At 59.8% G+C, this 10,915-nt stretch carries 10 protein-coding genes; 2 read left to right on the top strand and 8 right to left on the bottom strand.

Annotated features, from left to right (window positions below):
* Window positions 1–248: 248 nt before the first annotated feature.
* Both FJ398_21185 and FJ398_21180 read left to right on the top strand, forming a co-directional pair.
* On the top strand, window positions 249–1,334 hold the full coding sequence (locus FJ398_21185) for an FAD-binding oxidoreductase (protein MBM3840429.1): 1,086 nt from the start codon (window positions 249–251) through the stop codon (window positions 1,332–1,334).
* Entirely contained in the window at window positions 1,331–2,608 is a 1,278-nt protein-coding gene (locus FJ398_21180; protein MBM3840428.1) for a (Fe-S)-binding protein, read from the top strand. Before FJ398_21185 ends, FJ398_21180 begins: the two co-directional genes overlap by 4 nt.
* 50 nt (window positions 2,609–2,658) lie before the next feature.
* Here the strand turns inward: FJ398_21180 and FJ398_21175 are convergent, their stop codons facing one another.
* The 8 genes from FJ398_21175 to FJ398_21140 form a co-directional block, all read right to left on the bottom strand.
* Window positions 2,659–4,416, bottom strand: coding sequence for a hypothetical protein (locus FJ398_21175; protein ID MBM3840427.1), 1,758 nt, complete (start codon window positions 4,414–4,416; stop codon window positions 2,659–2,661).
* A gap of 130 nt (window positions 4,417–4,546) precedes the next feature.
* On the bottom strand, window positions 4,547–5,476 hold the full coding sequence (locus FJ398_21170) for a glucosamine-6-phosphate isomerase (GenBank protein ID MBM3840426.1): 930 nt from the start codon (window positions 5,474–5,476) through the stop codon (window positions 4,547–4,549).
* Between the two features lie 219 nt (window positions 5,477–5,695).
* Window positions 5,696–6,424, bottom strand: a complete 729-nt coding sequence (locus tag FJ398_21165) for an LmbE family protein (GenBank protein ID MBM3840425.1) — start codon at window positions 6,422–6,424, stop codon at window positions 5,696–5,698.
* Between the two features lie 162 nt (window positions 6,425–6,586).
* Window positions 6,587–7,612 carry a Gfo/Idh/MocA family oxidoreductase gene (locus tag FJ398_21160; GenBank protein ID MBM3840424.1) on the bottom strand — a complete coding sequence of 342 codons (1,026 nt, stop codon included), beginning with the start codon at window positions 7,610–7,612 and terminating at the stop codon, window positions 6,587–6,589.
* Window positions 7,613–7,620: 8 nt separating this feature from the next.
* Window positions 7,621–8,373 carry an SDR family oxidoreductase gene (locus tag FJ398_21155; GenBank protein ID MBM3840423.1) on the bottom strand — a complete coding sequence of 251 codons (753 nt, stop codon included), beginning with the start codon at window positions 8,371–8,373 and terminating at the stop codon, window positions 7,621–7,623.
* A 364-nt stretch (window positions 8,374–8,737) separates the two neighbouring features.
* On the bottom strand, window positions 8,738–9,283 hold the full coding sequence (locus FJ398_21150) for an HDOD domain-containing protein (GenBank protein ID MBM3840422.1): 546 nt from the start codon (window positions 9,281–9,283) through the stop codon (window positions 8,738–8,740).
* Between the two features lie 12 nt (window positions 9,284–9,295).
* On the bottom strand, window positions 9,296–9,661 hold the full coding sequence (locus FJ398_21145) for an HDOD domain-containing protein (GenBank protein ID MBM3840421.1): 366 nt from the start codon (window positions 9,659–9,661) through the stop codon (window positions 9,296–9,298).
* 20 nt (window positions 9,662–9,681) lie between these two features.
* Window positions 9,682–10,581, bottom strand: coding sequence for a DUF4159 domain-containing protein (locus FJ398_21140; protein MBM3840420.1), 900 nt, complete (start codon window positions 10,579–10,581; stop codon window positions 9,682–9,684).
* Between the last annotated feature and the right edge of the window lie 334 nt (window positions 10,582–10,915).

Genomic DNA, 10,915 nt, shown 5'->3' with positions numbered 1-10,915 from the left:
TTCTTTTTCGCCAGACTTCGTTGCTTGCTCCTTACAGATCCACTTCGGGATATGCTCGTCGCTCGCGCCTCGTCTGGCCGAAAAATCCCTTGCCGCGAACGTGAGCGTATTTATGAAATGGACCACTAAGCTTACGGAAGCGACTGACAGGGCCACCATCAAGCCTGTTATCAGTCAGTTCTTCGCGGACATAATGGCTTGATGAATAGAGTGCCAGCCGGGATTTGACCGGAGCGGCGGCGTTGGCGATGATCGGCTTCAGAATGATTCTGCAAACGCGGTCCGTTGAGGATTTACAGCAAGCGGTCGCCTCCGCCCATGCCAGCGGCGAACGAATCGCTTCGGTGCATCTCCACGCGATGAATCGCCTCGTGGATCACGTGCCGGAAGACATGACGGCCACCGTGGAAGCCGGGATGACGCTGACGGAATTTCAGGCTCGGCTAGCCCCGCGCGGCCAATGGCTGCCTGTTGATCCGCCCGATGCGGACCGCCTTTCCATCGGCGATCTCTTGTCCGCCAATGCCAGCGGGCCGCGCCGGTTTGGCTATGGCACGGTGCGGGATTATCTGATCGGCATGAAGGTGGTCCTGGCGGATGGGCGCGTCATCAAGTCGGGAGGCAAGGTCGTCAAGAACGTGGCCGGCTATGATCTCTGCAAATTGTTCATCGGGAGTCGCGGCGCCTTCGGCGTGATCGTGGAAGCGACCTTCAAACTCCGGCCGCTGCCCGAAGCGGAACAATTCGTTCAGGCCGGCTTCGACTCACTGCAAAACGCTGGGGCCTTTGTTCAAGCAGTTCTCGAAAGCAACCTGGTCCCTGTGGTCCTTGATCTCCACAACATCTCCACTAACAGCCAAACGGACCCCTCACCTCGTCCCTCACCCCTCGGAGGGGAGAGGGTGGATGAAGAGGCTCCAGGGATGCTATCGGCCACGGACGGTCCACGCTCTAACGCCTCACGCTCCGACGCTTCACGCTCCCACGCTCTGACGGTCGTGCTCGGCTTTGCCGGCGTGCGGGAGGATGTCGAGTATCAACTGGCGAAAGCAGCCGAACTCGGCGCGCGAAGCCCGTCCAATCTGGACCACGAGATTCGGTTCTGGAATTCCGGATCAGCCACGCCGCCGCGGCGACTCTCGGTTCTGCCTTCGGAACTGGCCCAAGCGATTCGGAGATTGGGTGAAGTTTCGTTCGTCGCCCGGGCCGGGAACGGGCTGGTGTGCTACGTCGGCGGACCGGAGGAACCCAGAACGGAGACGCCGGGAAAGCTCCTTCGCCGCGTCAAAGATACTTTCGATCCCAAACACATTTTTCCTGACCTGCCTTTGTGACTGCGAATTCGGCGGCTCCACAACGTTTTCTCGACGAAACCAAATCACTCGCCTGTGTCCACTGCGGCCTCTGTCTCGGTGCCTGCCCGACTTACCTCGAGACGGGGAACGAGAACGAGTCGCCGCGCGGACGCATTTATCTCATGCGCGCGCTCCAGGCCGGACGGTTGAAGCTTTCGGACGCGGCGGTCCGGCACATCGACCTGTGTCTGGGCTGCCGGGCCTGCGAGACAGCCTGTCCGAGCGGTGTTCAATACGGCGCCTTGCTCGAAGCCACGCGCGACCATATCGAAAAGAAGCATCGGCGGTCCGTCTTTCAAACTTTTCTCCGGCGTCTTGCTATTGAACAAGTCTTTCCATTTCCCGCGCGGATGAAACTGGCTTTGTGGCCGGCGCGGCTGGCGCAAAAGGCCGGCCTCAAGCGGCGTTTGCCCAAGTTCCTTCGCGACGCCCTATCGCTCGTTCCGGCGAACACGAAATCGATTCCTTTGCCGACGGTTGCTCGAACGGCGATCACTCCGGTCAAAGGCCAGGTGGGCTTCATCCAGGGCTGCGTGATGAGCGTGATGTTCGGAGAGACCAACGCGGCCAGCGTCCACCTGCTGAATCAAGCGGGCTGGGACGTCGCTGTCCCGCGGGAGCAGGTTTGCTGTGGCGCGCTCTACGCGCACAGCGGGCAGTTGGACCGCGCGCGCGACTGCGCCCGGCGTAACATCGCGGCGTTCGAGAAACTGAATTTGGACGCCATTGTCATCAACGCGGCGGGTTGCGGCTCGACGCTCAAGGAGTACGGCCATTTGCTCCACGGCGATCCCGGCTGGGCGGAGCGCGCCGAACGATTCAGCGCGAAGGTGAAGGATTTGACGGAGTGGCTCGCTTCCGCGGATTTCAAATTGCAGATTTCAAATTGCGAATCGGTGACCTACCACGATGCCTGCCATCTCGCTCATCCGCAGCACATCACCAAACCTCCCCGCGACCTGATTCGAGCGGTTGCCGGAGCGAAATTCGTGGAGTTGCCGGAGTCCGAAGTATGTTGCGGAAGCGCAGGGAGCTACAATTTGACCGAACCGGAAATGGCCGAGCGTTTGCAACGGCGCAAGGTGGAGAACATTTTACGGACCGGCGCCGAAGTCGTCGTGACCACTAATCCGGGATGCATTCTCCAAATGCGCGCAGGACTGGAGAAAGCCGGCGCCGCGCATGTCCGGGTGCTGCACATCGCAGACTTCCTGGTCGAGGCGAGGAACTGGAGTGGTGGATTATTGGAGTAATGGAGTGGTGGAGTGCTGGAGTGCTGAAATCCCAATACTCCAACATTCCACTACTCCAACCCTCCATTCCCCCGCTCCCGGATCAACCGGAGCGAGGTTTCGTCGAACCAGGCCTCGCCCCGCGCGGCTTTGAGTTCGCAGATCAATTCCACTTCGCTCTCCGGTTCGCGCACCCAGATGTCGTAACGAAGCGTCGTCCAGCCATGGTCGCTGGAGCGCCAGACGTCGGGCCGTTGTTCGCCCGAAATCCGCAGGCAAATCCCTCCGGTATTTCCGACGCCGCTGGTCCGAGCGCGGCCCTCGAAGCGATACCGTCCAGCCGGCAACAACACTCGCGTGCGCCAGGAAGCAGAACCTCCTCCCCGGCCCATGGAGACCCCCAGCGACCCGATTCCGCCTACATCGCCCTTGCCCAATTGATGAGCACCCTCTGCCGGCGAAGTTATCCGCTTCGTCCAACCCGTAAGCCGGGCGGCGCCATCCGCGCCGAGTTGAATCGGTTCTTGCGGCGGCGCCTGGGCGACCTTGAGTTGCTCGGTAATGGAGCTTGCGCGCAGGCCGATGCGCTGGCAAAGCCTTTCCACCTGCGCATCGAACTCGTTCGCCCATCCGTACACTTCCACGGTCGGCCGAATCGGGCGTGCCATTTCGCGGACCCGTCCGATAATCTTCTCCTCCAAAAACACATTGGTCCGCAGCGTGGCGAGGCGTTCCCAATAAAGCCGGCGGCCTTCCGGAGTGGCCAGAACACGCTGCGCAACGTAGCCTTGAATTCTCATATCACCGCCTTGCGGATCGATCGGATCGTCCCACGATCCTCTCGACGAGCCGAACATCTGATCCAGCCCGTGCGGCATGAACACCATGCGGTCCGTTTCGAGGTCGTGGAAAACCCGGTAGTTGTTTCGGTTCCGAGTATAGCCGTCCCAGTGGCAAGTCATGATCTCCATCGCGACAAAGCTAATGAACCGATCCATGTCGAGCACCTTGCTCAGGCGCTGCCAGCGGCTTTCCGGGCGTTCCGATACCGCCGCCATGAGCCGCTGCAAATCCGAACGGTCGTTCGGGTTATCGCCCGAATTGGTGTCGAGGTCGCCGGTGATGTCCTGGACGAACCCGCCGTCGTAGAGATTGCCTTTGACGTTTTTGAAATGGCGTTTGAGAAAAGTTTTCCCAAAACCTTCGACCAGGACGTAGAGACCAAGATCCCGCCCGTTCAGAATGACCGTGGCGTGATCCGCGCGCGGCACGGGCACGCCAGCCGCCAGAAACAGTTCCCGGGAAATCGCCTCGGCCAAAAACGACGGATCCTGCACGGAGTTGTTCAGCGAAATCTTGGTGAAGCCATGGAACTGCTGGCCAGGGGCGTTCTTGGAAAAATTCAGCGTCAGCGCCGGTTTGCTGTCAAAGGGGCGGAAACTTCCCGCGGCGCCTTTGAGGTGAATCGCGACATTCATGTAGGTCTTGCCGCCTTCGTGAACGGTCGCCGACACATCCACGCGCTCCTGCCGCGCGCCGCGCCACCCGTTCCAATGATACTGGCGAAGGGTCTCGACGTCTTTCGGCGCGATCTCGATCCGAATCCGCCACAAATCCGCGGGCACCGGGGAAGACGGAGGGTTGACCTGGACAGGCGGCCTGTTGCGGAACTGGCGGGGTTGGCCGAAGACGTCGCGCCGTTGCTCGAACCGAACCGGGCGTTCGGGCGGAAAAAGAAACCGCAACGTCAGCACGGCGGCGAAAGCAGCCCAGACCAGCGCCCGGGCGATGCGCCGGCCTCGCGAGTATTTTTTGCGCGGCTGATCCATAGTTCCTATGGGATCTCAATCTTACTCCTAATCCTAATCCTAATCCTAATCTTACTCTCCACTCGGATGGGGAGATTATGATTACGATTAAGATCAGGAGTATGAGCCTGACAGCCTGAGGTCATGTTCATCAATGCATCTCGACTTCGCACGTTCCAATGCCGGGCCGGTAGAAATTGAATTGTACGTTGGGATGGTCGGCAAGCAGTGACATCGGCACGGCGGTGTCCGGGAGCTTCTTCGAAATCATGAGGGTGGTCAGCCGTTGCCCGAACGGATTGTCATGCGTGCCGGCGTGCCAGATGGAAACCTTCTCCGCCTTCCACGTTTCAGCCGGCCCGACCGAGATCGCTTTGCGCGGAACTCCCGCGACGTTGCCGCCGCCCGAAGTCCGCGCGTTCTGGACCAGCGTCAGCGGATGAAGGTCCACCACGCGCGTGGTCAGTTGGTGATATTCCTCGGGCGTGGGCGGGTTGTTCTTGTACACGCCTTCGCGCCGCGCTGGATCGTTGAAGGCCCAATGCTTGATCTCGCCCTGGCCGCCTTGCATGACGGCGCAGCGGACGCCGGTCCAACTCGCGCGGTACCTGGCCGTGTCGGCTTTGGGAAAGTGCAGGTTCGCTTCCGGCATAACGAGTTCCGGGCGAATGCGGCTGAAACACAGTTCCCGATCCGCGCGCTCGAACGACAGCGGATGGTCCGTGGAAACTTCCTGGCCGTCCAGGAACCACTCGTCCATGCCCCAAAAATGGGCGGACTTGAGCGATAGGCCAAGTTCATTGACCAGACGCGCTACGAGCGGCAGTTGCTCGGTCGGGCCGATCGGGCCGCAAATGCCGGCGGGGTTGTCGGGCGTGGATTGCTTCCAGGCAGCGATGTATTCCAGCGCTTCGGCGAGATAAAAATCTTCGAGCGTGTCGTAGAAGGCGACTTGGAAGCCCGGACGCGAAAGCTTGAGCATCGCTTCCGGCGTCAACCGAGCCGCGTCTTTGAGCACCTCGTCATCGAGTGTGGTGTAATCCCACCAATCCGGGGCTATGGAACTGAGTTTGCGCGGCATGCCAACACCAATTTCAGAAAATGCCCCGTCCGTCCAATGTAAAAACGGTCGTTCACGGAAAGCTCCTGTTCCTTTCGGACCTGCACTCGGCCCCTGAACTCGGTAGGGCGAGTCCGTCCCGGCGAGCCGCTCGACGAGTGTGGAACACGTCCAGTCCGGCTCGCTGGGGACAGGCTCGCCCTACCGTCTGGTTCATGGGGAGAGGGAACGGGACGCCCTTCAGCTCTCGGGGGTGGTATTCACCAAGTGATAGCGTCTCAAAGCCTCGCGTAGCGGATCGATTTCCTTTGCGCTGAAACCTAAATGCAAATGACGCCGCCAGCCTTCAGCGTGTTTGAACTTCCGCGACATCCGGCCCACGCCCCGCGACATCTCGTCCATGGCGCGCAAATACGAATTCATGCCCTGGCTGACGTCGAGCCAGTCTTGCTGGCTTTCGTGCGCGGCCAGCGCCTGCAATTTGGTTTCATGGACGGGCGTCGTGTTCACGAAAGCGTCCGGGAGGATTCGCTGCCGCAAGCCATCCCGCAAACCGTGCGGCATGGCGTGATAAATCGTGACGTCGTGATCGAAAGGTTTGCGCGCCGGGGTAGTCTTGAAATTAGGCATGCCGTGCGCGAACGCTGCCGTGACCACCAGCCGGCAAGTGTTCGTGTGGTCCTCCATGTAATCTTGCGGCGAATGCGTCAGCACGATCGAAGGCCTGGCTTCGCGAATGACCGCCGCGAGCCGCCGCAGCGTCGGAACGTCGTAAAGGATCTCCAGATCGTCGCAAATCGGCGGATGCCAGTGCGCGCCCAGGATTTTCGCGGCATGGCGGGCCTCGCGCAACCGGGCGCGGCGGGTTTGCGACGCGTTCAGCTTCACGCTGCCGCAGTTCCCGCGCGACACGTTCATGTAATGGATTTCCCAGCCGGCTTGCTTGAGCAGCAACAACGTGCCGGCCATGTAGAACTCGATGTCGTCCGGGTGCGCGCCGATGGCGATCGCGGAGTGCGGTGTGCGGAGCGCGGATTTCAAATCGAAGGAAGGACGTTAATTAATGTTCGGCGGCAAGTTGCCGCCGAAAACGGGCTGGTAGCCCGTTCCACCCATTTTCAAAACACGCGCTCACAGCTTCACGGATTTGCCTGTCTCGGCCGATTTGTCGGCAGCGAAGATGACTTTGTGCGAGCGCAACGCGTCGGCCAGGCTGGTCAGCGGCATTTCTTTGCCGGAGTCGAGCGCGTCGAAGAAGGCCTGGAATTGCGTCAGGTACGGGTGATCCGAGACGTCGCCGGAATCGAGCGGTTTCAACGACAGCGCGCTCCAGGCGTTCTTGTTCAACCCGCCGAGTTTCGTCGAATGGAATTTGTTGTCCAGCAAGCTCCCTTCGCTCCCGACGAGATGAGTGTGAAAATAGTACGGCTGCAAGCAGTCCACGACCGCCGCGCACTTGCCGATGCTGCCATTCTTGAATTTCAGAATGGTGACGCTGGTCGTCGTGTATTCGTAAGGCTCGAAGACCTTGCTCTTGGACTTGGCGTCGTAGCTGGTGATTTCCGTGACGTCGCTGCCCAGGCACAGCAGAAGCGCGTCCATCGCGTGGCAGCCCGCGGTGAGCAAGGAACTGCCGCCGGCGTTCTTGCGGGTGTTCCAGCGGAACTGGCCGTACCAGGGTCCGATGCCATGGTAATAATCGATCTCGCCGTAGTGCAGCGTCCCGAGCAATCCGGCGTCGATCACAGCCTTGGTGGTCAAGAACTGGCTCGAATAGCGGCACTCGAAGCACACGCAGGTTTTGACCCGAGCCTTCTTCACCGCCGCTTCCATCGCCTGGCAATCCTTCCAGGAAAGGGCGAGCGGTTTTTCCACGATGATGTGCTTGCCCGCCCGGGCCGCCGCGATGACGTGTTCGGCGTGCTGATACGGAAAACTGCACACGCTGACCGCGTGAATCCGCGGGTTGGCCAGCATCGCGTCCACGTCGTTGTAAACCGAGATGTCGCTGCCGTATTTGTGGCTGAGTTCTTTGGGGTTTTGGGGGCGCGAGGAGCAAACCGCCGTGACCTGGGCTTGTTTGGTGCCGTTGATCGCGGGGATGTGCGCGGTCGCTACCCAGCCGTATCCGATGACGCCAACGTTGTATTTTTTCATGGGAAAAATCAGTAAGTCGCCCGTCCGCCGGAAATATCAAACACCGCGCCGGTGCTGAAGGAACACTCCGCAGAACACAGCCACGCGACCAGCGCCGCGACTTCTTCCTTGAGCCCCGTCCGGCCCATCGGAATGCGCGACACCATGTAAGCGATGTGTTCCTTGGATACCTGTTTGAGGATGTCCGTCTCAATGACCGCCGGGGTGACGGAATTCACGAGCACGCCGCTTTGCGCCAGTTCCTTGCCGAGCGATTTCGTCAGGCCGATCACGCCGGCCTTGGCGGCGCTGTAATGGGAGGCGTTCGGGTTGCCCTCTTTGCCGGCGATGGAGGCGATGTTGACGATGCGTCCGTATTTCTTCTCCAGCATCTTCGGGACGATCGCGTGGCAGCAAAGGTAAACGGCGTAAAGGTCCAGGTTAAGAACCTGGAACCATTCTTCGGGCGTGCATTCCCACAGCGTTTTGGAGACGCCCGCGATCCCGGCGTTGTTGACCAGAATATCGATCGATCCGAAGCGGCGAACCGTGCTTTCAGCCGCCGCTCCCACGGCCGCGGGCCGCGTGATGTCCACAACCTGCAGGTCAAATTCGCCCAGGCCATCCAGTGAACTGACCGCCAAGTTCAAGGCTTCCCGGTCAACGTCCCAAAGACTGCACCGGGCGCCGGAGGCCAGCAGCCGTTGAACGATGGCGAAACCGATGCCCCGGGCGGCGCCGGTGACTACCGCATTCTTTCCCTGCAAATCGATCTTATTCATCCCGAATGGCCAGCGACGGACTCAGCCGAAGTGGCAAGCGCCTCTATAACTGGAGACGGCAGATTTGTCGAGCTTTCCTCGCGTCCCAAGCAGCAGTTCTCTCCATGAACAGGCGTTGGTTTGTCGTCCCGCCTTTAGGCGCCTTTGGGCGGTTCCTGTGCTCCCGACCGGCTAAAGCCGGGACTGCAAACGAGGCGTCGTTCATGGCCCCAATGGGCGATCGAAGAATCGTGGAAACTGCCCATGAACTGGTAAGGACGGATTCCACTCCGTCCCTGACTTCTCTGCCTTTCGAGGGGGAAGTCAGGGACGCGGTGGAACGCGTCCTTACCAGGTTTCACGCACAGAATGGCTGGCACTCAACTTACGCCATGAACATCGTCAGTTCTTCCTCGGCTTTCTTGATCTCACGCGGCAGATCGAGTTCAAGTTTGTGAGGCAGGTAGATGTTTTGGAGAAAGATCCATTCGGGGGAGTGTTCGATCAGTTCGGAGGCGTGACCCAGGTCTTCCTGCGAGGCCGGATTGCTGTTGGCCAGGCGGTCGCCGATGCCGACGCAAACGGCCAGGAATCCGCCGTCGCCGAGCGGATCGGCGGCGTGGTCAACATGCAAAGGGTCATGATGGAACCAGACCGAACGCAGGATGTGGTTGTGGGCGTGCATGCGTTCGCACAAGGCCGCGCCGATCTGCGTGTGATCCAGGCCGAGAATCTCCCGTTCCATCGCCGCATGATTGCACTGTTTGGCGAGCGCGCCAGCCAGGATTTGTTCAAACTCCTTGGGGAAATAATGCTCGATAAAAAGCTTCCCCACGTCGTGCATCAACCCGGCCAAATATTCCATGCCGTTGGTCGGCCGGAAAATGCAGGCCACCCGGTCCGTCAGCCGCGCGACCAAGACATTGTGCAGCCAGAATCGCCGCTAATCCACTTTGGCCTTGAACTCTGAAAAAGCTCCGACGGTCGCCACCGCCAGCGCGATGCGGCGGACCTGCTGGATGCCGATGAGCATGAGCGCCTGATCGATGCTGTCGATTTGCCGGGCGGCGAACCCAATCGAACTGGCCACCTGAAGGCAGCGCGCTGCCAGTGCCGTGTCCAGCATGATGACTTTCGCAAAGTCGGCCATGGTGGTGCTGTCGTTCTGCACCAGGGAACAGAGCCGGATGGCTACGTCCGGGAACGACGGCACGATCGACTCGTCATTCAACAACGTCGTCAAGCGGTCAGCCACCCATTGCCTGGACGGATCGCTCACTTGCAGATAATTCACTTGCTCTTTTCTCATAGAATTCTTCGTGCGCCGGCTCAATGTGTCATCGCGTAGAGAATAATATTAATCGCCATCGGATACGAAATGTTCTCCGCGAACCGGTGGAAGAAGTAAGTGTCTTCGCCTTCGCGTTCCCAGCCATCCCCGTAATCCGTGTTGTGGCACGCCAGGACCATCATGCGGCCTTTGTCGTCCATCATGGCTTTGATGTGGACTTCGGTGCAGGGCTCGCCTTCCTTGACTTCCCAGGTGATCCCGGTGGATTCCGCCTGCCGGCCGATCACCACGTTGGGCACTTGCAGCTTGTTCTTGGGACCGGGCAACTCGAAGACGCCTTTGAAAACGGGATGATCCAGGGATAATTCCACAAACTCGCGCTCGGGAAAAACGCGCTTGATCTGCCGCTCGAAATTCCCCCATTGCGACGCGCCCCAGAAATCATCCGCCATCATGAAGCCGCCGTTGAGCAAGTAATTCTTCAGGATGGGGATCTCGTCGTCCTCCAGCGCCATCAAGCCGGGCTCGACCATGTAAATCCACGGGTAATTGTAAAGCTCCGGGTCCGTGAGGTCGATGACCCGCCCGTTGGGATCAACCTTGATCGAGGTCATTTGCTGGAGCCGGAAGGAGAGATTGAGATCGCTATCGGGGAAATCACTGTACCAAAACCCCCCTTGCCACGTGGCTGATCCGCGCGGCAGCCGGGTGTAACGGACGCGCGCGAACGTGAACACGTCCTTGTCAAAGGCCGGCGCGTTGGTCCATTCGGGAATCGGCGTGCTGCGGAAAGGAACTTCGCGCGCCGTCTTGACCGTCTCGGCGTTCTCGATCCAACCTTCGCCGTACATGGAATTGCGCCAGCGCTGGGCCATCGACCAATGAGCGGCGAGCAACAAGACCGCTGTAATCCCGGCCCATTGGAATCTTTGTCTCATAACGTGTCTGTGAGGCTATGCTGGCGGGTGTTCAAAGCCCAAGAAAGCAAATTCTTGCCAGTCGCGCTGAACGGGCACAAGTCAACCTCTGGGCAACCGAGGGACAGTCGTCGCCTTTCCCCGTCCCCGCGAACTGGTAGGGACGGATTCCACTCCGTCCCTGACATTATCGGGCTTCTGGAAGAGGACATCAGGGACGCGGTGGAACGCGGTGGAACGCACTCGTGTCCAGTTAACAACTGTTCGAAATGCATGAAACCCCCGGTTCTGAAGGTCATTCGTCATGTTCAATCTGTTGTCGATATGGAGTTCAGAGTCGCGTTTTTAGCAAATC

This window comes from Verrucomicrobiota bacterium (assembly GCA_016871535.1).
In the GTDB taxonomy this organism is placed as follows: domain Bacteria; phylum Verrucomicrobiota; class Verrucomicrobiia; order Limisphaerales; family SIBE01; genus VHCZ01.
This window is presented reverse-complemented; position numbering and strand designations above follow the sequence as displayed.